This window comes from Bacillus pumilus (assembly GCF_038738535.1).
Lineage (GTDB): Bacteria > Bacillota > Bacilli > Bacillales > Bacillaceae > Bacillus.
This window is the reverse complement of record NZ_CP046128.1, coordinates 2,646,706-2,669,793: the sequence shown is the minus strand read 5'-3', so window position 1 is coordinate 2,669,793 and position 23,088 is coordinate 2,646,706. Positions and strand designations below refer to the sequence as shown.

General features: G+C 44.4%; 14 protein-coding genes, 21 tRNA genes, 3 rRNA genes and 1 riboswitch. Of the genes, 31 read left to right on the top strand and 7 right to left on the bottom strand.

Going from position 1 to position 23,088, the window contains the following annotated elements; genetic code table 11:
* Position 1: 1 nt before the first annotated feature.
* Positions 2-1,156 carry a rod shape-determining protein RodA gene (rodA, locus tag GKC25_RS13625; RefSeq protein ID WP_187704042.1) on the bottom strand — a complete coding sequence of 385 codons (1,155 nt, stop codon included), beginning with the start codon at positions 1,154-1,156 and terminating at the stop codon, positions 2-4.
* A 14-nt stretch (positions 1,157-1,170) separates the two neighbouring features.
* Positions 1,171-1,806, bottom strand: a complete 636-nt coding sequence (locus GKC25_RS13620; RefSeq protein ID WP_034659703.1) for a helix-turn-helix domain-containing protein — start codon at positions 1,804-1,806, stop codon at positions 1,171-1,173.
* Between the two features lie 171 nt (positions 1,807-1,977).
* Here GKC25_RS13620 and GKC25_RS13615 point away from each other — a divergent pair, with 171 nt between their 5' ends.
* On the top strand, positions 1,978-2,532 hold the full coding sequence (locus GKC25_RS13615; RefSeq protein ID WP_187704041.1) for a GNAT family N-acetyltransferase: 555 nt from the start codon (positions 1,978-1,980) through the stop codon (positions 2,530-2,532).
* 240 nt (positions 2,533-2,772) lie between these two features.
* Here the strand turns inward: GKC25_RS13615 and thiT are convergent, their stop codons facing one another.
* On the bottom strand, positions 2,773-3,348 hold the full coding sequence (thiT, locus tag GKC25_RS13610) for an energy-coupled thiamine transporter ThiT (protein WP_034659700.1): 576 nt from the start codon (positions 3,346-3,348) through the stop codon (positions 2,773-2,775).
* 98 nt (positions 3,349-3,446) lie between these two features.
* Positions 3,447-3,548: riboswitch (TPP riboswitch) on the bottom strand.
* Positions 3,549-3,938: 390 nt separating this feature from the next.
* On the opposite strand from thiT, the gene GKC25_RS13605 reads away from it, so the two are divergent.
* The 24 genes from GKC25_RS13605 (at position 3,939) to GKC25_RS13490 (ending at position 11,249) form a co-directional block, all read left to right on the top strand.
* Positions 3,939-5,487, top strand: a 16S ribosomal RNA gene (locus GKC25_RS13605).
* A gap of 182 nt (positions 5,488-5,669) precedes the next feature.
* Positions 5,670-8,600, top strand: a 23S ribosomal RNA gene (locus GKC25_RS13600).
* A 61-nt stretch (positions 8,601-8,661) separates the two neighbouring features.
* Positions 8,662-8,777: ribosomal RNA gene (gene rrf, locus GKC25_RS13595) — 5S ribosomal RNA — on the top strand.
* The 16S, 23S and 5S rRNA genes sit together here, the layout of an rRNA operon.
* A 542-nt stretch (positions 8,778-9,319) precedes the next feature.
* A tRNA-Val gene (locus tag GKC25_RS13590) sits at positions 9,320-9,395 on the top strand.
* 33 nt (positions 9,396-9,428) lie between these two features.
* Positions 9,429-9,504 (top strand) — tRNA-Thr (locus GKC25_RS13585).
* Between the two features lie 37 nt (positions 9,505-9,541).
* Positions 9,542-9,617: transfer RNA gene (locus GKC25_RS13580), tRNA-Lys, on the top strand.
* Between the two features lie 8 nt (positions 9,618-9,625).
* Positions 9,626-9,708, top strand: a tRNA-Leu gene (locus GKC25_RS13575).
* 30 nt (positions 9,709-9,738) lie between these two features.
* Positions 9,739-9,810, top strand: a tRNA-Gly gene (locus tag GKC25_RS13570).
* A 12-nt stretch (positions 9,811-9,822) separates the two neighbouring features.
* Positions 9,823-9,908 (top strand) — tRNA-Leu (locus GKC25_RS13565).
* A gap of 12 nt (positions 9,909-9,920) precedes the next feature.
* Positions 9,921-9,997 (top strand) — tRNA-Arg (locus tag GKC25_RS13560).
* A 7-nt stretch (positions 9,998-10,004) separates the two neighbouring features.
* A tRNA-Pro gene (locus GKC25_RS13555) sits at positions 10,005-10,081 on the top strand.
* A gap of 8 nt (positions 10,082-10,089) precedes the next feature.
* Positions 10,090-10,162, top strand: a tRNA-Ala gene (locus GKC25_RS13550).
* Positions 10,163-10,187: 25 nt separating this feature from the next.
* A tRNA-Met gene (locus GKC25_RS13545) sits at positions 10,188-10,261 on the top strand.
* 4 nt (positions 10,262-10,265) lie between these two features.
* Positions 10,266-10,342 (top strand) — tRNA-Ile (locus GKC25_RS13540).
* Between the two features lie 7 nt (positions 10,343-10,349).
* Positions 10,350-10,442, top strand: a tRNA-Ser gene (locus GKC25_RS13535).
* Between the two features lie 22 nt (positions 10,443-10,464).
* A tRNA-Met gene (locus tag GKC25_RS13530) sits at positions 10,465-10,541 on the top strand.
* Between the two features lie 4 nt (positions 10,542-10,545).
* Positions 10,546-10,622 (top strand) — tRNA-Asp (locus tag GKC25_RS13525).
* A gap of 18 nt (positions 10,623-10,640) precedes the next feature.
* A tRNA-Phe gene (locus tag GKC25_RS13520) sits at positions 10,641-10,713 on the top strand.
* Positions 10,714-10,740: 27 nt separating this feature from the next.
* Positions 10,741-10,816 (top strand) — tRNA-His (locus tag GKC25_RS13515).
* Between the two features lie 11 nt (positions 10,817-10,827).
* Positions 10,828-10,901 (top strand) — tRNA-Gly (locus GKC25_RS13510).
* Positions 10,902-10,918: 17 nt separating this feature from the next.
* Positions 10,919-10,995, top strand: a tRNA-Ile gene (locus GKC25_RS13505).
* 6 nt (positions 10,996-11,001) lie between these two features.
* A tRNA-Asn gene (locus GKC25_RS13500) sits at positions 11,002-11,076 on the top strand.
* A gap of 3 nt (positions 11,077-11,079) precedes the next feature.
* Positions 11,080-11,170 (top strand) — tRNA-Ser (locus tag GKC25_RS13495).
* A gap of 7 nt (positions 11,171-11,177) precedes the next feature.
* Positions 11,178-11,249: transfer RNA gene (locus GKC25_RS13490), tRNA-Glu, on the top strand.
* A 77-nt stretch (positions 11,250-11,326) separates the two neighbouring features.
* On the opposite strand, the gene GKC25_RS13485 is transcribed toward GKC25_RS13490, so the two are convergent.
* The 4 genes from GKC25_RS13485 to GKC25_RS13470 all read right to left on the bottom strand — a co-directional run bounded on the left by GKC25_RS13485 (position 11,327) and on the right by GKC25_RS13470 (position 15,248).
* Positions 11,327-11,803, bottom strand: a complete 477-nt coding sequence (locus GKC25_RS13485) for a TspO/MBR family protein (protein ID WP_034665254.1) — start codon at positions 11,801-11,803, stop codon at positions 11,327-11,329.
* 86 nt (positions 11,804-11,889) lie between these two features.
* Positions 11,890-12,624: a TraR/DksA C4-type zinc finger protein gene (locus tag GKC25_RS13480; RefSeq protein WP_106038608.1), complete on the bottom strand. Its 735-nt coding sequence runs from the start codon at positions 12,622-12,624 to the stop codon at positions 11,890-11,892.
* A gap of 205 nt (positions 12,625-12,829) precedes the next feature.
* A complete protein-coding gene (locus GKC25_RS13475; RefSeq protein WP_106038609.1) occupies positions 12,830-14,182 on the bottom strand; it encodes an IS1182 family transposase in 1,353 nt (450 codons plus the stop codon).
* 127 nt (positions 14,183-14,309) lie between these two features.
* On the bottom strand, positions 14,310-15,248 hold the full coding sequence (locus GKC25_RS13470; protein WP_034665260.1) for a 1,4-dihydroxy-2-naphthoate polyprenyltransferase: 939 nt from the start codon (positions 15,246-15,248) through the stop codon (positions 14,310-14,312).
* Between the two features lie 382 nt (positions 15,249-15,630).
* Here GKC25_RS13470 and GKC25_RS13465 point away from each other — a divergent pair, with 382 nt between their 5' ends.
* The 6 genes from GKC25_RS13465 to menC all read left to right on the top strand — a co-directional run bounded on the left by GKC25_RS13465 (position 15,631) and on the right by menC (position 23,071).
* Entirely contained in the window at positions 15,631-17,049 is a 1,419-nt protein-coding gene (locus tag GKC25_RS13465; RefSeq protein WP_095286114.1) for an isochorismate synthase, read from the top strand.
* The gene (gene menD / locus GKC25_RS13460; RefSeq protein ID WP_106038095.1) at positions 17,042-18,784 is read left to right on the top strand and encodes a 2-succinyl-5-enolpyruvyl-6-hydroxy-3-cyclohexene-1-carboxylic-acid synthase; all 1,743 of its coding nucleotides are present in this window, start codon (positions 17,042-17,044) and stop codon (positions 18,782-18,784) included. The genes GKC25_RS13465 and menD overlap by 8 nt, the downstream gene beginning before the upstream one ends.
* Positions 18,769-19,620, top strand: a complete 852-nt coding sequence (gene menH, locus GKC25_RS13455) for a 2-succinyl-6-hydroxy-2,4-cyclohexadiene-1-carboxylate synthase (RefSeq protein WP_187704040.1) — start codon at positions 18,769-18,771, stop codon at positions 19,618-19,620. The genes menD and menH overlap by 16 nt, the downstream gene beginning before the upstream one ends.
* The gene (menB, locus tag GKC25_RS13450) at positions 19,610-20,428 is read left to right on the top strand and encodes a 1,4-dihydroxy-2-naphthoyl-CoA synthase (RefSeq protein WP_034665273.1); all 819 of its coding nucleotides are present in this window, start codon (positions 19,610-19,612) and stop codon (positions 20,426-20,428) included. Before menH ends, menB begins: the two co-directional genes overlap by 11 nt.
* A 71-nt stretch (positions 20,429-20,499) precedes the next feature.
* On the top strand, positions 20,500-21,960 hold the full coding sequence (locus GKC25_RS13445; protein ID WP_034665278.1) for an o-succinylbenzoate--CoA ligase: 1,461 nt from the start codon (positions 20,500-20,502) through the stop codon (positions 21,958-21,960).
* Positions 21,947-23,071 (top strand): o-succinylbenzoate synthase, encoded by a 1,125-nt coding sequence (gene menC, locus GKC25_RS13440; RefSeq protein WP_106038094.1) that lies wholly within the window; start codon positions 21,947-21,949, stop codon positions 23,069-23,071. Before GKC25_RS13445 ends, menC begins: the two co-directional genes overlap by 14 nt.
* Positions 23,072-23,088: the final 17 nt, after the last annotated feature.

Genomic DNA, 23,088 nt, shown 5'->3' with positions numbered 1-23,088 from the left:
TTCAATTCCAATTGCGCCCAAACATATAGGATGATGACCTAAGATTGACGCTAAACACGAGGCCAATGGCGATCATGTTGGTCAAAAGCGCACTGCCCCCATAGCTGATAAAAGGAAGCGCGAGTCCCGTCACAGGCATTAAACCGACTGTCATCCCTACGTTTTGGAAAACTTGAAACACGATCAGCCCAACGACTCCCGCACATATGTACAATCCATAAAGCGTATTAGCATGCATAGCCACATGAATGATTCGGTAAATCATCATTAAGTACAAACACATCAAAAGGGAGGCGCCGATAAAACCAAACTCCTCACCAATGACGGCAAATATAAAATCCGTATGCGCTTCAGGGATATTACCTCCTTGTACTTGATGCCCCTGTGTAAAACCGCTTCCTGATAATTGACCTGATCCAATGCCGAGCATCGATTGTTTCAGCTGATACCCGTATGTTGAATCAAATTCATCAGGAGAGAGCCAGCCATAAATGCGATCAAGCTGATGAGGCTTAATGATTTTTGTAAAATGCTCAAAGTGTTCATTGTGCAAGTAGACCAAAAATGCAAGAAGTGCAAGAAAAGTAGCCATTAATGCGGCCATCATCTTGCTAGAAATCCCTGACACAAGCATCAGTGTAAAGGCGATGGATAATATCACGAGCGCTGTCCCTAAATCAGGCTGAATTAAGATGAGGAAAAAAGGGACAACGGTCCAGCAAACGACTTTACTTGTAGGAATGATGCTTTCTTTAAACGAAAATCGCTGATGCTTGTATTGGTTCAAGACAGCCGCAAGCAGCAGGATTACAAAAATTTTCATGAACTCTGATGGCTGAACTTTGATTGAACCGAAGCTGATCCACCTTTGGGATCCGTTTTGACTCGTTCCGAAAAAATGCACAAGAATAATGAGGAAAATACCACCTGCAAATAACCGAAAAGATAAACGCTCAAGCAGTTCATAATCAAAGTATGCAGCAGCTGCCATGAGGCCGAAACCGACGATATACCAGAAAATTTGTCTTTTGACGAAATAAAACATATCTTGCGTTTCATACTGTCCCGATCCGCTATATACAGCTATCAGGCTGATGACAAATAAACAAATCACAGTGAGTAAAAGTGCGAAGTCAATGCTGTACTGTTTTTTCATAGCTTCTTGTCCTGCTACCTATTTGTCAGCTGGTCTATGACAATTTTCACAGCCGCAGCATCATCAATATAACCGATCGGAAAAATATAATCTGGTATTAAGTCAACAGGCATAATGAAATAAAGGAGTGCGCCCCCCATCAGCATTAATTCTCGAGAAGTACCCCGTCCGGTCATAAATAAGCTGTACATGTTTTTCAAATGTTGAAGGAACGGTCCGACGCCGCTTAGCGTCTCCTTCTTTTTCTCAAAATTTGCCGAGATCGTTTCTTTTCCCTCGTTTGTTTGGCTATAGGCTTCGTATTCGTTTAACTTTTGTTTCAATTTGGTCTGACTAAATGTACCGTCGTAGACGTCCTGATCTTTCAGTATTTTTTCGATCTCTTCTACCGCTTGAATGAACGTATCACCGTGCACCTTTTCGCTTTTGACTGGAAACCCTGCAGCAGTCAATAGTTGATCTAATGATATGTTCAGAGAATCTGAAAGCCGCTGCAGGTGATTCAAAGTTGGTTTTCTTTTTCCATTCATGATTCGAGACAGTGTCGCTTTATCAATTCCTGTGTATGTGCTGAGATCTCTTAAAGATAGAGAACGTTGTTGCAATTTTTCCTTTAAGAGCGGCCCAAGCTCAGTTGTCTTAAAATCCATCTTTTACGCCATCCTTTGTATGATGTTTCAACTCTTCTATAGAAGAAGTCGTACTCAATATAAAGGTGTGTTGACAAAATGTCAACGAATATCCTTTATTGATTGAATTTTAGGAAATAGGAATTTATCATAATGAAGATAGGGTGAAAACAGTGAGAAGGAGTGGCGCGGATGAAGGTGAGGCATGCTGTACAAAAAGATATTCCTAAAATTGCCGAAATACATGTGAAGAGCTGGCAGACGACTTATCAAGGCATTATTAATCAGGAGTATTTGGATGGTTTAAATATAGAAGATCGAGAAGAGAGCTGGAGAAGAAGGTCGCTTGAAGGGACGTTTGTCGCAGAAGATGATGACGGGGTATTTGGTTTTGCTTCTTTTGGAAAACAGCGTGATGAGCGCTATTCAACATATGATGGAGAACTTTACGCGATCTATTTATTGGAAGAGAAACAGAAATCAGGAGCAGGTATCGCTTTAATTGCAGAAGGAGTGAGTTATTTAATAGAGAAAGGGTATCAGAATATAATGCTGTGGGTATTTGAACAAAATTCGGCAAAGCATTTTTATCAAAAGCTTCAACCTCATTTTGTCGTTACCAGCCAGTTCGAGCTGGCTGGCGAGAAGTATAATGAAATAGGGTATGGGTGGGAGCTGCCTGTATTAAATGACCATCTACACCGAATTAAATTGTCAGCTTCCAATAATAATGAGAGAAAAAAGTGAAAAGCACAGCTAGCAGCATATAAGAGATAAGAGGAGAAGCTTCTACTTTTCCTTTTATTCCTGCTATCTTTAAAGCTTCATAGAAACCTGCCAAAAAATAAGCAAGACTGAGAATATAACAGCACAGCATAATGGAGTAAGGGTTCATTGGCGTACCTCCAGTATGAAATCTTCTACTATTAATAGATTCCATAGAGCGGCAATTTATGCATAAAAAAATAACCAGCTGAAATCAGCCAGTTATTTTTTGTGAGGAAAAACCAAACGAGATGCACTTGGTATGAGTATGCAAAGAACGATACTGCAAATAATAAATGAAGGAACCATATATGTGCTGTTATAAATTAAAGAGTAAACCCAACCTGGAGTTCCTTTTGGTGCATAATGAGAAAAGAAAACAACACCAGAGATAAAGAACGTCAACAGTCTAAAGAAACTTGCAACAAATACGGATAAGGTAATATAGAAGAATTGCTGCTTTCGCTTTTGATCCTGAATGGCTTTTTTGATCAACCCAGAAAATAGACCGCTTAGGGAAATGACAACAGATGCGACGAAATAATCGAGAAATCCTTGAACAGGTGTAGCGATAATAGGGCCATTCATCAGCTGAAGGCCTGCAATAAGCACACCAATGATAAACCCGGTTGATATTCCCCATCTAATAGACATAAGAATGACGGGTATCATAATCAGCGCAAGAGATCCGCCATTTGGCATTCTTAAAAAGAGACCTGATAAGTAATCTAATACAAGTGCAAGTGAAGTCATAATTGCGATTTCCATCAGTCGTACCAATTGATTTGATTGCTGCATAAAAAAATCTCCTTTTTCATGAATTGAGCAAGGAGAGACCGTGTAAGGATGAGTATGTTATTCATAGAAAAACATATCGAGTTGAATACACCACATGTATTCAATTGAATCCACATTCCTACTTCAGTATTAACTGACAGGTTCAAAGGGTCAGAACAACGAGTGTTCACTCTCAGCACAAAGCTCCCCCTGCGGTTATTTAGTTTTCTTCTATTATAAATATACTAAAGACCTTCAGGATCAACAATAGAGAATTCCTGTGACAATCAATTTTTGTATGATTATATAGGAAGAGATAAGGAAAAATAAATTATTTAGAAAAAATACTTGTTTCCTCTCTCGAAAGGTGTTATATTTGTATTCGCCGCTAAAACAGCGCGGTTATTAAATAACATAAAGAAAAAAGTTGTTGACTTTATCTTGATAGAATGTTATATTAATAAAGTCGCCTCTGAGAGACGATAAAGATGATCTTTGAAAACTAAACAAGACAAAACGTACCTGTTAATTCGAGTTTTTATAAAAAAATCCTATGAAACATCATAGGTAGTCAGTCAAACTGGCGAAAAACAAAACTTCGGTTTTGTACTTTTTCGGAGAGTTTGATCCTGGCTCAGGACGAACGCTGGCGGCGTGCCTAATACATGCAAGTCGAGCGGACAGAAGGGAGCTTGCTCCCGGATGTTAGCGGCGGACGGGTGAGTAACACGTGGGTAACCTGCCTGTAAGACTGGGATAACTCCGGGAAACCGGAGCTAATACCGGATAGTTCCTTGAACCGCATGGTTCAAGGATGAAAGACGGTTTCGGCTGTCACTTACAGATGGACCCGCGGCGCATTAGCTAGTTGGTGGGGTAATGGCTCACCAAGGCGACGATGCGTAGCCGACCTGAGAGGGTGATCGGCCACACTGGGACTGAGACACGGCCCAGACTCCTACGGGAGGCAGCAGTAGGGAATCTTCCGCAATGGACGAAAGTCTGACGGAGCAACGCCGCGTGAGTGATGAAGGTTTTCGGATCGTAAAGCTCTGTTGTTAGGGAAGAACAAGTGCGAGAGTAACTGCTCGCACCTTGACGGTACCTAACCAGAAAGCCACGGCTAACTACGTGCCAGCAGCCGCGGTAATACGTAGGTGGCAAGCGTTGTCCGGAATTATTGGGCGTAAAGGGCTCGCAGGCGGTTTCTTAAGTCTGATGTGAAAGCCCCCGGCTCAACCGGGGAGGGTCATTGGAAACTGGGAAACTTGAGTGCAGAAGAGGAGAGTGGAATTCCACGTGTAGCGGTGAAATGCGTAGAGATGTGGAGGAACACCAGTGGCGAAGGCGACTCTCTGGTCTGTAACTGACGCTGAGGAGCGAAAGCGTGGGGAGCGAACAGGATTAGATACCCTGGTAGTCCACGCCGTAAACGATGAGTGCTAAGTGTTAGGGGGTTTCCGCCCCTTAGTGCTGCAGCTAACGCATTAAGCACTCCGCCTGGGGAGTACGGTCGCAAGACTGAAACTCAAAGGAATTGACGGGGGCCCGCACAAGCGGTGGAGCATGTGGTTTAATTCGAAGCAACGCGAAGAACCTTACCAGGTCTTGACATCCTCTGACAACCCTAGAGATAGGGCTTTCCCTTCGGGGACAGAGTGACAGGTGGTGCATGGTTGTCGTCAGCTCGTGTCGTGAGATGTTGGGTTAAGTCCCGCAACGAGCGCAACCCTTGATCTTAGTTGCCAGCATTTAGTTGGGCACTCTAAGGTGACTGCCGGTGACAAACCGGAGGAAGGTGGGGATGACGTCAAATCATCATGCCCCTTATGACCTGGGCTACACACGTGCTACAATGGACAGAACAAAGGGCTGCGAGACCGCAAGGTTTAGCCAATCCCATAAATCTGTTCTCAGTTCGGATCGCAGTCTGCAACTCGACTGCGTGAAGCTGGAATCGCTAGTAATCGCGGATCAGCATGCCGCGGTGAATACGTTCCCGGGCCTTGTACACACCGCCCGTCACACCACGAGAGTTTGCAACACCCGAAGTCGGTGAGGTAACCTTTATGGAGCCAGCCGCCGAAGGTGGGGCAGATGATTGGGGTGAAGTCGTAACAAGGTAGCCGTATCGGAAGGTGCGGCTGGATCACCTCCTTTCTAAGGATATATGGAGCAGCGTACGTTTTCGTCTTGTTTAGTTTTGAAGGATCATTCCTTCAAGATATGTCTCTAGCGAGACAGGATTGTTCTTTGAAAACTAGATAACAATAAGTAATACATTCACATTGAATGCAATGCAAAGTTCATCACACATAGTGATTCTTTCTAAAGTAAGAAATGGTTAAGTTAGAAAGGGCGCACGGTGGATGCCTTGGCACTAGGAGCCGATGAAGGACGGGACGAACACCGATATGCTTCGGGGAGCTGTAAGCAAGCTTTGATCCGGAGATTTCCGAATGGGGAAACCCACTGCTCGTAATGGAGTAGTATCCATACTTGAATACATAGAGTATGAGAAGGCATACCCGGGGAACTGAAACATCTAAGTACCCGGAGGAAGAGAAAGCAAATGCGATTCCCTGAGTAGCGGCGAGCGAAACGGGAACAGCCCAAACCAAGAGGCTTGCCTCTTGGGGTTGTAGGACACTCTATACGGAGTTACAAAGGAACGATATAAGCGAAGAGGTCTGGAAAGGCCCGCCAAAGAAGGTAACAGCCCTGTAACTGAAATGTTGTTCTCTCCAGAGTGGATCCTGAGTACGGCGGAACACGTGAAATTCCGTCGGAATCCGGGAGGACCATCTCCCAAGGCTAAATACTCCCTAGTGACCGATAGTGAACCAGTACCGTGAGGGAAAGGTGAAAAGCACCCCGGAAGGGGAGTGAAATAGATCCTGAAACCGTGTGCCTACAAGTAGTCAGAGCCCGTTAATGGGTGATGGCGTGCCTTTTGTAGAATGAACCGGCGAGTTACGATCCCGTGCAAGGTTAAGCAGAAGATGCGGAGCCGCAGCGAAAGCGAGTCTGAATAGGGCGCATGAGTACGTGGTCGTAGACCCGAAACCAGGTGATCTACCCATGTCCAGGGTGAAGTTCAGGTAACACTGAATGGAGGCCCGAACCCACGCACGTTGAAAAGTGCGGGGATGAGGTGTGGGTAGGGGTGAAATGCCAATCGAACCTGGAGATAGCTGGTTCTCTCCGAAATAGCTTTAGGGCTAGCCTCAAGGTAAGAGTCTCGGAGGTAGAGCACTGATTGGACTAGGGGCCCCTACCGGGTTACCGAATTCAGTCAAACTCCGAATGCCGATGACTTATCCTTGGGAGTCAGACTGCGAGTGATAAGATCCGTAGTCGAAAGGGAAACAGCCCAGACCGCCAGCTAAGGTCCCAAAGTATACGTTAAGTGGAAAAGGATGTGGAGTTGCTTAGACAACCAGGATGTTGGCTTAGAAGCAGCCACCATTTAAAGAGTGCGTAATAGCTCACTGGTCGAGTGACTCTGCGCCGAAAATGTACCGGGGCTAAACGTATCACCGAAGCTGCGGACTGTTCTGACGAACAGTGGTAGGAGAGCGTTCTAAGTGCTGTGAAGTCAGACCGGAAGGACTGGTGGAGCGCTTAGAAGTGAGAATGCCGGTATGAGTAGCGAAAGACGGGTGAGAATCCCGTCCACCGAATGCCTAAGGTTTCCTGAGGAAGGCTCGTCCGCTCAGGGTTAGTCGGGACCTAAGCCGAGGCCGAAAGGCGTAGGCGATGGACAACAGGTTGATATTCCTGTACCACCTCCTCACCATTTGAGCAATGGGGGGACGCAGGAGGATAGGGTAAGCGCGGTATTGGATATCCGCGTCCAAGCAGTTAGGCTGGGAAATAGGCAAATCCGTTTCCCGTAAAGGCTGAGCTGTGATGGCGAGCGAAATTTAGTAGCGAAGTTCCTGATTCCACACTGCCAAGAAAAGCCTCTAGCGAGGTGAGAGGTGCCCGTACCGCAAACCGACACAGGTAGGCGAGGAGAGAATCCTAAGGTGATCGAGAGAACTCTCGTTAAGGAACTCGGCAAAATGACCCCGTAACTTCGGGAGAAGGGGTGCTTCTTAGGGTGTTAAAGCCCCGAGAAGCCGCAGTGAATAGGCCCAGGCGACTGTTTAGCAAAAACACAGGTCTCTGCGAAGCCGTAAGGCGAAGTATAGGGGCTGACGCCTGCCCGGTGCTGGAAGGTTAAGAGGAGCGCTTAGCGTAAGCGAAGGTGCGAATTGAAGCCCCAGTAAACGGCGGCCGTAACTATAACGGTCCTAAGGTAGCGAAATTCCTTGTCGGGTAAGTTCCGACCCGCACGAAAGGCGCAACGATCTGGGCACTGTCTCAACGAGAGACTCGGTGAAATTATAGTACCTGTGAAGATGCAGGTTACCCGCGACAGGACGGAAAGACCCCGTGGAGCTTTACTGCAGCCTGATATTGAATGTTGGTACAGCTTGTACAGGATAGGTAGGAGCCTTGGAAACCGGAGCGCTAGCTTCGGTGGAGGCATCGGTGGGATACTACCCTGGCTGTATTGACCTTCTAACCCGCTGCCCTTATCGGGCAGGGAGACAGTGTCAGGTGGGCAGTTTGACTGGGGCGGTCGCCTCCTAAAATGTAACGGAGGCGCCCAAAGGTTCCCTCAGAATGGTTGGAAATCATTCGCAGAGTGTAAAGGCACAAGGGAGCTTGACTGCGAGACCTACAAGTCGAGCAGGGACGAAAGTCGGGCTTAGTGATCCGGTGGTTCCGCATGGAAGGGCCATCGCTCAACGGATAAAAGCTACCCCGGGGATAACAGGCTTATCTCCCCCAAGAGTCCACATCGACGGGGAGGTTTGGCACCTCGATGTCGGCTCATCGCATCCTGGGGCTGTAGTCGGTCCCAAGGGTTGGGCTGTTCGCCCATTAAAGCGGTACGCGAGCTGGGTTCAGAACGTCGTGAGACAGTTCGGTCCCTATCCGTCGCGGGCGCAGGAAATTTGAGAGGAGCTGTCCTTAGTACGAGAGGACCGGGATGGACGCACCGCTGGTGTACCAGTTGTTCTGCCAAGGGCATCGCTGGGTAGCTATGTGCGGACGGGATAAGTGCTGAAAGCATCTAAGCATGAAGCCCCCCTCAAGATGAGATTTCCCATTCCGCAAGGAAGTAAGATCCCTGAAAGATGATCAGGTTGATAGGTCTGAGGTGGAAGCGTGGTGACACGTGGAGCTGACAGATACTAATAGATCGAGGACTTAACCTTTATTCTAATGTGAAGCTTGAACATTGTTATCTAGTTTTGAGAGAACATTCTCTCCATCAGGTTTGGTGGCGATAGCGAAGAGGTCACACCCGTTCCCATACCGAACACGGAAGTTAAGCTCTTCAGCGCCGATGGTAGTTGGGGGTCTCCCCCTGTGAGAGTAGGACGCCGCCAAGCTCTTCTAAGGATCAGTTCCATACGGAACTGGTCTTTTTGTGTTGCTTGAGAGGATATTTTTTTGATTGCACTTGTTTGATGAACGTGCGGCACTCCAACTCATTTACAAGTATGTGAGACATTTTAAATCAAAAAGATAGAACGTTCATCATATTATAAATCCTTGTTATGAAAAAACTAGTAGAGAGATAGAGTATTAGATTATAGAAGGGGACTGTATCAATCTTTATAGTTAACTCTATTCTAATATCTATAAAAACTGTACCTAAAGTTTGATTCCAAGGAATACCTATACCATGAAAGCATAAAAATAATAGGCTGCTGATATTTCTGAAGGAATTGACCGTTTTTAAAGAGAATATAGAGAGGAGAACTTCAGCTGATAAACGTTGAATGACAGCAGTTTGAATGGAGAAAATGACGATCATTTGCTAAAAGAAATACCAATGAAAATTGAAATAAAATTTTTTTAATATAGCCTTTACAAATGACGAAAACCTGTATATAATAATCTTTGTCGGATCGAGAGATTCCTACATAGTGGAGGATTAGCTCAGCTGGGAGAGCATCTGCCTTACAAGCAGAGGGTCGGCGGTTCGAGCCCGTCATCCTCCACCATATTTATTCTTACATAATGTTAGGATAGATAAAGCCGGTGTAGCTCAACTGGTAGAGCAACTGACTTGTAATCAGTAGGTTGGGGGTTCAAGTCCTCTTGCCGGCACCACTTTCATATGGTAAGATAGACAAGTCGCTTTTAAAGAGAGCCATTAGCTCAGTTGGTAGAGCATCTGACTTTTAATCAGAGGGTCGAAGGTTCGAGTCCTTCATGGCTCACCATGTTTCATGCGGGTGTGGCGGAATTGGCAGACGCGCTAGACTTAGGATCTAGTGTCTTTATGACGTGGGGGTTCAAGTCCCTTCACCCGCATTGCCAAATAACATAAAGAAATCCTGTAATGCGGAAGTAGTTCAGTGGTAGAACACCACCTTGCCAAGGTGGGGGTCGCGGGTTCGAATCCCGTCTTCCGCTTATACCATCCACGCCGGGGTGGTGGAATTGGCAGACACACAGGACTTAAAATCCTGCGGTAGGTGACTACCGTGCCGGTTCAAGTCCGGCCCTCGGCATTATAAAAATAAGCGCCCGTAGCTCAATTGGATAGAGCGTTTGACTACGGATCAAAAGGTTAGGGGTTCGACTCCTCTCGGGCGCGCCATTAAGATCGGGAAGTAGCTCAGCTTGGTAGAGCACTTGGTTTGGGACCAAGGGGTCGCAGGTTCGAATCCTGTCTTCCCGACCATCTTTTATGGGGCCTTAGCTCAGCTGGGAGAGCGCCTGCCTTGCACGCAGGAGGTCAGCGGTTCGATCCCGCTAGGCTCCACTTTTTAAAAGATTATTTTGATCATGGCGGTGTAGCTCAGCTGGCTAGAGCGTACGGTTCATACCCGTGAGGTCGGGGGTTCGATCCCCTCCGCCGCTATAAAGGACCTTTAGCTCAGTTGGTTAGAGCAGACGGCTCATAACCGTCCGGTCGTAGGTTCGAGTCCTACAAGGTCCACCATCTATACGGAGGAATACCCAAGTCCGGCTGAAGGGATCGGTCTTGAAAACCGACAGGGGTGTCAAAGCCCGCGGGGGTTCGAATCCCTCTTCCTCCGCCATATTTTTTAAAACCCATATCATCGCGGGGTGGAGCAGTTCGGTAGCTCGTCGGGCTCATAACCCGAAGGTCGCAGGTTCAAATCCTGCCCCCGCAACCAAAATGGTCCGGTAGTTCAGTTGGTTAGAATGCCTGCCTGTCACGCAGGAGGTCGCGGGTTCGAGTCCCGTCCGGACCGCCATTTTCAAAAAGAATACTTGGCTCGGTAGCTCAGTTGGTAGAGCAACGGACTGAAAATCCGTGTGTCGGCGGTTCGATTCCGTCCCGAGCCACTTTTATAAAAAAATATTGACAGTATGGCGGTTGTGGCGAAGTGGTTAACGCACCAGATTGTGGCTCTGGCACTCGTGGGTTCGATTCCCATCAATCGCCCCATACATATTTTTGCGGGTGTAGTTTAGTGGTAAAACCTCAGCCTTCCAAGCTGATGTCGTGGGTTCGATTCCCATCACCCGCTCCATTTGTATATCCGTTCATGGGCCTGTAGCTCAGCTGGTTAGAGCGCACGCCTGATAAGCGTGAGGTCGGTGGTTCGAGTCCACTCAGGCCCACCATGATATTCCGCAGTAGCTCAGTGGTAGAGCTATCGGCTGTTAACCGATCGGTCGTAGGTTCGAGTCCTACCTGCGGAGCCAAATGGAGAAGTACTCAAGTGGCTGAAGAGGCGCCCCTGCTAAGGGTGTAGGTCGCGCAAGCGGCGCGAGGGTTCAAATCCCTCCTTCTCCGCCATTTATCTGGCCCGTTGGTCAAGCGGTTAAGACACCGCCCTTTCACGGCGGTAACACGGGTTCGAATCCCGTACGGGTCATGTTTAAAAGAGGTCTTGTCAAAGATCTCTTTTTTATTTTCTTCAAAAGGAAAGACCGCCATCATAGCGATCTTTTTTTACATATTCATGGAATAGATCGTATAAGACAAGTATGTCGCAAAGAAGCCCCATAAGACATAAGGGACCAGTAAAATTGGAACGACTTTGCTTAGTTTACGCGAGACGATGACAAGTGCAAGTGCTGTCAGTGCTACAAGCAGGCAGTCGATCGTAGCGGCAAATAAATCTTTTTGTGTAAATTGAAAAAAACTAAAGGCTTGATTAAATACGTAATTTAAAAGAAAAAGAATCCAAAATGGTAAAGTGATTTTTTGAAATCCGTACTTTCCATAAATGATCGCTGCGGACAACGAGATCAGAGCAAATAAGACAGCCCACACAGCACCAATTACACCACCACTCGGTGTCCATTCTGGTTTATTCAGTGCATCATACCACTCTCTGTCAATCGGAAACAAGAATCCGGCAATAGAGAATAATGCGTATGTAATAAAGAAGACAACCACTGCCCAAATGATACTTTTTCTTGCCATTAAGAATCTCCTCCAATCAAATTCACTCTTAAAGTGATTTCCCAATCATTACATGATATAAACATAAAGCCCCCAATATGAGGGGACTAATGATTTTCTTCTGTATAAGGTTCTTCTTCGTACGGCTTCAAGTCACCAAATACCGTCATGACACCTTCTTCGTCTAATGCCTCTTCATAGGCTTCGTGGGCTTTATTTGGATATACCTTGCTTGCTTTGCCCTCAATATCAGCTGCTGCGAATCCTTCATAGTCCTCCACATAATCTTCATCTTCTGATTGCGTATACACATCATCGTATGTCAATGGAGGGAATTCCATATCGGACGGGGTATCAGAGTTTCCATAGCGTTCTACGTCTTGATATGCATCCTCTCCATCATAGGCTGCGCTTTCTTCATTTTCAAATTGATCTGATGGCGGACTTAATAAATCCTCTTCAATCGGACGGTTTTGTGAAACGGTTTGTTCTTTTGAATGTTCTGTGCATGTGACGGCACTAGGCAAGGCTTCTAAGCGTTCCTTTGGAATAGGGGCCTTACAGACCTTGCACAGACCATAAGAGCCGTCTGTGATGGCTTGAAGTGCTTCATTGATGTCTAACAGATGTTCATGTTCCAAACTGTTTAACGCAATATCTTTCCCGCGTTCGAATAGCTCTGTCCCTTGATCACCTGGGTGGTTATCATAGGCTGACAGTTCTCCGAGCGAATCATAAGGAAATGATACTTTTTGTTCATCGTCATGGCTTTTAGCTTCGAGTTCTTGTTTTTCATCGAGAAGTCGCTGCTTCAAATGATGTAATTCGTCTTTAGACAACAAAGCGATCATCCTTTCATATCAAACATAATGTTAGTATGAGCAATTTTGTCTGTAAGACTAGTTCCAATTTGAAGCAATTCCTCATGAAAAAACGCCTGCGGCTGCAGGCGTCAGATTGTAGAGAAACTCATGTTTTTCTACAATCTTTTTTATTTTCATCGTAATTATGATGGATGGGATTTAATGAAAAAGGCCTCCCACACACCTAGCCTAGCTTCGCTAGGTGTGTGGCAATCTTCTTCATGTTCTGGCACGCAGCTGTGAGGAGAACTTGCTCACTCACGTTTTGTTTTCCCCTCAACCGACAGTAGCGAAGCCCGTGCAGTTGTTTTGAATCTGCAAAGCTTCGCTCTATTTTTTCTTTTCTTTTTTTATATAGCTCTTTTCCAGAGGCAGACAGACGATTTTGTCTGATCTTTTCTTTGTGTTCCTCCCATACATGTCTTGAGATCACTTTTTGATGATTTTTCGATCTTGTACAGCTCTCAAGGAAAGGACACGATACGCATTTTTTAGGGTCTGATTTGTAGAACCTATAACCTTTTCGATCAGTTGTCGTATATAATAGCTTCTCGCCATTTGGGCATATGTAGTGATCAGATTCAGAATCATACTGAAATTTCCACTTCTCAAATAATCCTCTTGTTGGATGAAAGCGTCTATGTGCGATGACACCAAAAATATGGCGATCCGATAAACCTTTACAGATTGAGGTTGTCAAATAACCAGAATCAAGGGCAACAGCTTCTACTTGAAAACCAAATCGGGCGATTTGGTGATCCAATCGATCAAGATACGGAATAGAATCATGGATATTGCCGGGCGTGACATGGGCATCCGTGATGATATTGTACTTCATATCCGTTGTACGGTGGTCTAGGTAGAAAAAGCCTTCCGGTTTATTTTCACGATAAAGATAGCCACTCTCAGGGTCAGTCATACTTTGACGAATGTCTTTTTTCGTTTTCACCTCCTCTTTTACCTTTAAGGGCTTTTTTCCGTGTGCCACCCGATCTTCTTGGATCGCTTCTTCTAATTCATTTATATAGTTCTGGGTATCTTGTTCAATCGTTTTTCTCGTATATTTATGTTTATTGGCATTGGCTTTAAGATGAGTTGAATCAGTAAAAAGAACGCGGCCTCCTACCATATCATGATTGATGGCTTGAAGCACAATTTCATCAAAAATATCTTGAAAAATCGTTGTATCTTTAAATCGAGTACGACGATTCCAGCTAATGGTCGAGTGATGAGGAACGGGGTCATTGATGTTCAAACCTAAAAACCATCTATACGCCATGTTATAGTAAATTTCTTTTTCAAGTTGTCTTTCAGAACGGATACCGTACAGGTATCCGATAAACATCATTTTGAACAAAATAAGTGGATCAAGAGAAGGGCGACCTTTATTCTCACTATAATACGGTTTTACTTTATCTACGATAAATGAAAAATCAATGTACTGATCAATTTTACGAAGCAGGTGATCCTCTTCGACCAGTTGATCTAGCAATACAAATTCGGCTTCGTGCTGAGAAGAATTTCTAGTGTGGAACATGAGAAAAACACCTTCCTTAAGTGGGTTTTTCTCTATTATAAAATGAGGAGATGGAAAGTTTAAGGAAAAAATAAAGCTGTCGAGATTTTCTCGACAGCCTGACGCCTGCGGCTGCAGGCGTTCTTTGTTACGCAATATAGTATTGTAAGATCAAAGCGATTGTCAGCAGGAAACCGAAAAATGTATTGGTTTGAGCTGTAGATTTCATGGCATTCATTAATTCAATTGGTTTTTCTTTTTGCTTAAATTCTTTGATAGCTGTATATGCTTTTGGCACACTGAGTAAAACAAGAAGACTCCAAAGGCCGACAATATCTGTGAAGATATAAACAAAAATAAGTACATATGAGACCAAAAACATGGAAAGTAAAATGTTCACTGCAGCTTTTCGCCCAGCAAGGATTGCAAGTGTTTTTCGTCCATTTTCTTTATCGCCGTCTAAATCGCGGATATTGTTCGATAGTAAGATGGCACCAACTAAAATAGAAATTGGTAGTGAAACGAGAAAAGCTTTAGATGTCAGTGTGCCTGTTTGGATATAGAAACTAATCAAGATGATTCCTAGTCCCATAAAAGCACCTGACACAAGTTCTCCAAACGGCGTATATGCAATGGGTACAGGGCCGCCGGTATAGAAATAGCCTGCTGCCATACAAATGAGTCCTATCAGTGCAATCCACCAGCTAGACATCATGCAAATATACACCCCTAGTAGTAAAGAAAGCGCAAATAGTGCATAAGCGAGGCCGAGGACTGTTTTTGGCTTCACACCGTTTCTTACAATGGCTCCGCCGATGCCAACAGATTTCTCGTTGTCCAATCCGCGAACATAATCAAAGTACTCATTAAACATGTTCGTTGCGATTTGGATAAACATAGATGCCAACAGCATAGCTAAAAATAGCCCAACATGTATTTGACCACTTGGAAGTGCTAGAACAGTTCCTAAAGTAACGGGAATAAATGCCGCTGTTAATGTATGCGGTCGTAGTAAATTCCACCAAATCCGCCAGTTCTTATCAGGCTTAATCGGTGAAAGCTGATCTGATATCGATTGATGCTGCATAAAATATACTCCTTTAAATAAAAAAATACGTACACGTCCAAATTCCAGTTTAGCAAAGTTCAAAAAGGTGTCAATATATTGATGCGATGAAACCGGAAAAAGATGTTTGCTAATCGTTGCCATATCGAGAGAGAGCTTGATCTTAGAACAGGACTTGCCATTTTTCCTTTAGATGCTCTCGTTTCAAGAAGCAGGAGCGAAAAAATCTAGAAAGCGTGATATAATAAGGATTCGAGGTTTTAAAAGCTGTTTTCTTTACTAAGTTCATCTGTTAAGGTTTATAATAGAAAAGCAGGTCATTCGACATACTCGAATGATCATGTATTTTTTCATTATGGTTTTATTTTTTTATGTTATTTCATGGATTTTGGAGGAATGTATCATGGTGACAACAGTGCAAAGTACTTTCCGGCAGGAAGCGCTTGCGACATTAGAAGAAGCGAATAACGTCAACCATGCTGTTTTGATAAGCTACTCCAGAAGAGTTGACGATCTGGATCCTCTTGCCTTTTTCCAAAGCGGCGAAGCGGATTTTTTAGGCGAGCGGTTTTTTTGGTCTGATCCAGAAAGCCAAATGATATTTTCTGGACTTGGCAGAGCGGCCGTCATTAAATCAACTGAGCAAGGCAAGGAACGATTTGATATAGTCCATCAAGAATGGGAACAGCTGAAGCAGCACATGTTCCATTTTCATGATGAGAAGGAGTTAAGGCAAGCGGCTGTTGGTCCGCTTTTATTTGGAGGATTCTCATTTGATCCGTATGAAGAGAAGGCGCGTCACTGGGAAGCTTTTGGCGAGGCTCATTTTTTTGTGCCATCGATGATGCTCACTGTCTCGAAAGAAGGCACGTTTCTTACGATCAATGAATGGAAGCAGGTGGACGGGAATGTTCATCAGCTCATTCAAGAATTAGAACAAAAAGCCTCTCATTTTGAAACATTACCGCTCAGACATGATGGACAAGCTGAACTTGTTCATATGGAAGAACTAGATGTGAAGGAATGGATGAAGGCGATCCAAGAAGCGACAGACCACATTCGTGCAAACGAATATGAAAAGGTTGTTTTAGCAAGAGAAGTCTTGCTTCACTATAAAAATCAAATAGAACTCGCTCCACTGTTAGCAGAATTATTAAAGCATCAAACAACGAGTTATGTATTTGCGGTTGAACAAGGAAGACAAGCATTTGTCGGAGCTACGCCGGAACGCTTAGTAAAAAAAAGCGGCGGAGAGGTCTTTTCATCTTGTTTAGCAGGTTCGATTGTTCGAGGAAAAGATGAAGCGGAAGATCGAGCATTAGGCGAGGAACTGCTGCATGATGAGAAGAATTTGATTGAACATCAAATTGTCGTCAATATGATTGAGCAAGCATTTGAGGCCAATTGCCTTCACGTGCACAAACCAAATCAACCTAGTCTTTATAAAACAAAAAACATTCAGCATTTGTTTACACCGATTGTGGGAGAAATTAAAAGCAGCTGTTCCCTCTTTTCATTAATTGAACAGCTCCATCCGACGCCAGCATTAGGCGGATATCCGAAGGAAAAAGCGGTTGAGGTCATTCGTGAAATCGAACCGTTGAAGCGTGGCTGGTACGCGGCGCCGGTGGGCTGGATTGACTCTCAGGATAATGGAGAATTTGCTGTCGCCATTCGGTCAGGTCTTATTGAGGAAGACCATGTTCGTTTGTTCGCTGGCTGCGGCATTGTAGAGGATTCCCTTGCAAAGCAGGAGTACGAGGAAACGCAAGTGAAATTAAGACCAATGCTATCTGCTCTTGGAGGTCGTCCGATTGAATAATCAAATCATGACAACATATATTGGCAGATTGATGGATGAATTTGTACAAGGTGGTGTGAAGGAAGCGGTTGTCTGTCCTGGTTCCCGTTCAACCCCGCTTGCGATGCTGGCTCTTGCCCATCAAGACATCAATGTTCATGTATTAGTGGATGAACGGTCTGCTGCTTTTTATGCGCTTGGTCTTGCAAAAGCAAGTCAAGCACCAGTGCTGCTTATTTGTACATCAGGTACGGCAGCTGCTAACTTTTACCCAGCCATTGTAGAGGCACATTATTCCCGTGTACCACTTATTGTTTTAACTGCTGATCGGCCGCACGAATTGAGGGAAGTTGGGGCACCTCAAGCGATTGATCAGCAATTCTTATTCGGTAAGTTTGTTAAATGGTTCACAGACTTAGCATTGCCAGAAGAAAGTCAGACGATGTTACGCTATGTTCAGACGGCTGCGGCAAGAGCAAATCATATGTCAATGCAAGAGCCGAAGGGACCTGTTCAGATCAATGTCCCTCTGAGAGAACCATTGCTTCCTGATTTGTCTATTGATCCTTTTGAGCGAGAAGAAACAGGCCGAAAAAAGGTCATAGCTGCAGGACAGGCTTTCCCAAATGATGATGTGATGTCTGAAATCGTGACGGTCATGAACCATTCCAAAAAGGGACTGATTGTGTGTGGTGAACTTCATACACAGGAAGAGAAAGAGGCAGTGTTACGTCTTTCGAAAGCCTTGCATATTCCGATTTTAGCGGACCCGCTTTCTCATTTGCGAAATGGTCATGAACATGCAGATCTTATTATTGATGCGTATGATTCATTATTGAAAGATGAAGCATTGCAGCAGCATCTATTGCCGGATATGGTCATTCGTTTTGGACCGATGCCTGTGTCCAAACCTTTATTCAAGTGGCTGGAAAAACATGTGGAAGTGAATCAGATTGTCGTTGATGCTGCCGGAGGTTTTCGAGATCCTGGCTTGAGTGCTTCATACGTCATTGAAAGTGATGTGGCAACTTTTGTAGATGAAGTATTCAAGAGAGCGGATCAACGTGAGGATACAAGTTTTCTAAAACGCTGGCAGAATGCTAATTCTTCATTCAGAACGCATGCATCCCATTATTCTGATGAGAATCTGTCATTTGAGGGAAATGTGTACCGTCAGCTTCAGCATCTCTTGCCGAAGGAGAGTGTCCTTTTTATCGGAAACAGTATGCCGATTCGTGATGTGGATACATTTTTTGAAGCGCAATCGAAGCCTTTTCGGATGATGGCGAATCGAGGAGCCAATGGCATTGATGGCGTTGTGTCTACAGCACTTGGCACGTATGCGGCTTTGAAACAGCCAGTCACCTTAGTGATTGGAGATTTATCATTTTATCATGATATGAACGGTTTGCTTGCAGCTAAGCTGCTGGACATTCCGCTGACGGTTGTGTTGTTAAACAATGATGGGGGAGGCATCTTTTCTTTCCTTCCACAGGCGTCTGATGAACCGTATTATGAAAAACTCTTCGGTACGCCGACTGGACTGAATTTTGAGTATGCTTCGAAGCTGTATGGGGGAACCTATTCGAAACCGTCAACGAAACAAGAATTACATGATGTCTACATGGCGCATATAGAAGAGCCTGGGCTTCATTTAATTGAAATTGAAACTGATCGGCATTCTCGTGTAAGCAAGCATCGTCAAATGATGGATGACATATTGGAAGAAGTGAAAAAAGAATGTCTTCTTTCATAATACGGATGCGTGATGGTGTGGCGTACGAGGTGGTGGATCAGAATCCATTGGCTGAGAATGCCACGCTATGCTTACATGGCTTCACTGGAAGCGCGGCTTCTTGGACGTTCTTGAATGGTTATATGGAGAATACAAGATTGATTCAAGTCAGCTTGCTTGGACATGGCCGCACGGACTCACCAGAAAGTATGAGAAGATATGCGATGTCGCATCAGCTGGCAGATCTTGCAGAGATTATAAACCAATTAAAGCTTCACAAAGTGAATATTCTCGGATATTCTATGGGAGGACGTATTGCTTTATCATTTGCCTCTCGTTATCCAGATCGTGTCAACAAATTGATCCTTGAGAGTACCTCTCCAGGGCTTCGCACTTTTAAAGAGCGGATGGCAAGACTCAAACACGATCATCAGCTCGCTCAGAAACTTAGACATGAAGGTTTAGTGAAGTTTGTGGATTTTTGGGAGAGTATTCCACTGTTTGCTTCGCAGAAAACTTTATCAGCTGAAACGCAGGCTCAATTGAGAGAGGGAAGGCTGAAAGCCAATCCACTTGGACTGGCTCGCAGCTTAGAAGGCCTAGGAACAGGTTCGCAGCCCTCTGTTTGGAAGGCATTAAAGCATATGAATTTACCTGTTTTGTTGATTTGCGGAGCGCTTGATGAAAAGTTCTGCAATATCGCCAAACGTATGCAGCAGGAGCTTGAAGGCAGTCAATTCATATTGGCTGAGCAGGCTGGGCATACAGTTCATGTGGAACAACCACATTTTTTTGGTAAAATAGTAAGTGAGTTTATTACGCAAGATTTTAGAGGAGGAACTATTGATGGCTATTGAATGGCAAACTGAGCGTCAGTATGACGAAATTTTATATGAAACGTACAATGGGATCGCAAAGATCACGATTAATCGTCCACATGTACATAACGCGTTTACACCAAAGACTGTGAGTGAATTAATTGATGCATTTTCACGTGCTCGTGATAATTCAAATGTTGGTGTAATCGTACTTGCAGGAGCTGGCGGCAAAGCATTCTGTTCTGGTGGAGATCAAAAAGTACGCGGCCATGGCGGCTATGTAGGAGACGATCAAATTCCGCGTCTAAATGTATTAGACTTACAGCGTTTGATTCGAGTGATTCCAAAACCGGTGATTGCAATGGTTGCTGGTTATGCAATCGGCGGCGGGCACGTTCTTCACGTTGTATGTGACCTGACAATTGCAGCAGATAATGCAATTTTTGGACAAACTGGTCCAAAAGTAGGCAGCTTTGATGCTGGTTATGGTTCAGGCTACCTTGCACGTATTGTTGGTCATAAGAAAGCGAGAGAAATCTGGTACTTATGCCGTCAATACAATGCACAAGAAGCGCTTGATATGGGACTTGTCAATACAGTTGTACCATTAGAGCAGCTTGAAGAAGAAACTGTGAAGTGGTGTGAGGAAATGCTAGAAAAGAGCCCGACTGCTTTACGATTCTTGAAGGCTGCATTTAATGCAGATACGGATGGATTAGCTGGAATTCAACAATTTGCAGGAGATGCGACACTTCTTTATTACACAACAGATGAAGCAAAAGAAGGACGCGATTCCTTTAAGGAAAAACGCAAGCCGGACTTCGGTCAGTTCCCGCGTTTCCCTTGATTCAATCATATCGATGAAAAACAGCTTAGTGCATCAGACTAAGCTGTTTTCTTTTAAGAAGAGGAGGTGTCATGATGAAGCAACCTAATTGGCTGCTGTACCGTGCTTATTTAACGCCAGAAAGAATCGCGCTCATTTATCAGGATAAAAAGTGGACATTTCGCGATTTAGCTGATGAAGTAAATGAGCTTTCTAATAGACTTGCAGATGCATCATTGAAAAAAGGGGAAACGGTTGGGCTTTTGATGAACAATCAGCCTCAAATGGTGATGCTTGTTCATGCTTGTTTTTCATTAGGATTAAAAATCGTGCTATTGAACAATAAGTTAACAAAAGCTGAGAGGCGCTATCAGCTTGAAGATGCAAAAGCATCCGCTTTATTAACTGAACCTGTTTATGCCAGTGATCATAAAGGTGATCTCCCCGTTTATACAATGGAGACTTTACCTGAAGCAGGTCAAGATAATGAAAAGAAAATCGAGAGCGAATTTGATTTGAATGAAACAGCGACCATCATGTATACATCTGGCACAACAGGACGCCCAAAAGGCGTGGAGCAAACGTTTGGCAATCATTTTCATAGTGCTGTTTCCTCTGCACTAAATATGGGCATCAGAGAGGATGACCGCTGGCTTATTGCACTTCCTCTTTTTCATATTAGCGGGTTATCCGCTTTATTTAAGTCTGTGATCTATGGGATGACTGTCGTACTTCATGAGAAGTTTGATGTCGATGAAGTAAAGGATTCTATTGAACAGCATCGTGTGACGATGATATCTGTTGTTCAAACGATGTTATCCCGTTTATTAAGCAGACTGGAAGAATGCCCGTCTTCTTTGCGCTGTCTTTTATTAGGCGGAGGACCTGCGCCTTTTGCGATGCTTCAAGAAAGCAAAGAGAAAGGCTTCCCTGTGTTTCAATCGTACGGTATGACGGAAACCTGTTCACAAATTGTGACCCTTGCGCCTGAATTTAGTGTAGAGAAGCTTGGATCAGCGGGAAAACCCCTTTTTGGGTGTGAGCTGAAAATTCAAGATGGTACACGCACTTGTCGTCCTTTTGAGCATGGCGAAATTATGGTGAAAGGGGCAAATGTCATGAAAGGGTACCTTTACCGTGAAGAAGCAACCGCAGCTGCCTTTGATCAAGGCTGGCTGAAAACGGGTGATATTGGCTATGTGGATGAGGAAGGGTTCTTATTTGTGCTTGACCGCCGTTCAGATTTAATTATTTCTGGCGGTGAGAATATTTATCCTGCTGAAATTGAAGCGGTTCTGTTAACACATCCGCATGTAAAGGAAGCCGGAGTGGCGGGTATGTATGATGATAGATGGGGAGAGGTACCGGCTGCCTTTCTTGTCACAGACCATAAGATACCGGAGAATGAGCTCTATGCATTATGTGAGTCGCATTTAGCAAAATATAAATGGCCCGCCGCTTTTCACTTTGTGGACGAGCTGCCAAGAAATGCGTCGAATAAATTGCAGAGGCACAGACTCAAATCAAAGGGGTTTTTAGATGATTCAAATTGAACGAGTGATTTTATATCATGTCACGATGAAGCTCAAGCAGCCATTTACAACAAGTCTTGGAACCATCTCAGAGCGTGAGTTTATTATTGTCGAGGTAAAAGATCAAACAGGATTGACTGGATGGGGAGAGGTGTCAGCCTTTTCTTCTCCATGGTATACAGAAGAAACCATTGAGACTTGCTATCATATGCTGAGAGCTTTCTTTATACCGAATGTACTGACACGCACCTTTACACACCCTTCAGAAATACCAGACAGCCTGTACCAATTTAAAGGTAATAGGATGGCGAAAGCGGGAATCGAATCGGCTGTTTGGGATATTTATGCGAAGCGTGAGAATAAGTCATTACGTGATGTATTAGGCGGCACCAAAGAGAGAATACCTTCTGGTGTTGTGGCGGGGTTAGGACCCATTGACGACATGCTGAAGCAAATTCAGCAATATGTTGACCAAGGCTATCAGCGTGTGAAGGTGAAAATTAAGCCGGGACAGGATATTGGACTTCTTAAAAAAATTAGAGAGTCTTTCCCTAACCTTCCATTAATGGCGGATGCAAACTCTGCTTATGAATTAAAGGATATTAGCAAGCTCAAGCAGCTCGATGACATTCGTTTATTAATGATTGAACAGCCATTAGCTGCAGATGATATCGTGGATCATCGCCATTTGCAAAAGCATTTAAAAACACCGATATGTTTGGATGAAAGTATTTGTTCTTTAGATGATGCTAGAAAAGCTGTAGAGCTTGGCAGCTGTCAAATTATTAATGTGAAGCCTTCACGAGTTGGGGGGCTGACAGAAGCCCTTAAAATCCATACATTCAGTAAGGAGCATCAAATTCCATTATGGTGCGGAGGGATGATTGAAACAGGCATTTCCCGCGCGCAGAACGTGGCACTTGCTTCCCTTCCTCAATTTACAATCCCAGGTGATATTTCAGCTTCATCAAAATATTGGGAGCAAGATATCATTTTTCCTGAAATCAAGGTTGAGAATGGTTTTATTGAGGTACCTCGTTCCCCAGGAATGGGCGTAGAAGTGGACTATCAAGCGCTTCGTTCTTTTTCAGATAAAATTGACGTGTTTACAAAACATGATTTTGTGATGTGAAAACGAGTGAATCACCT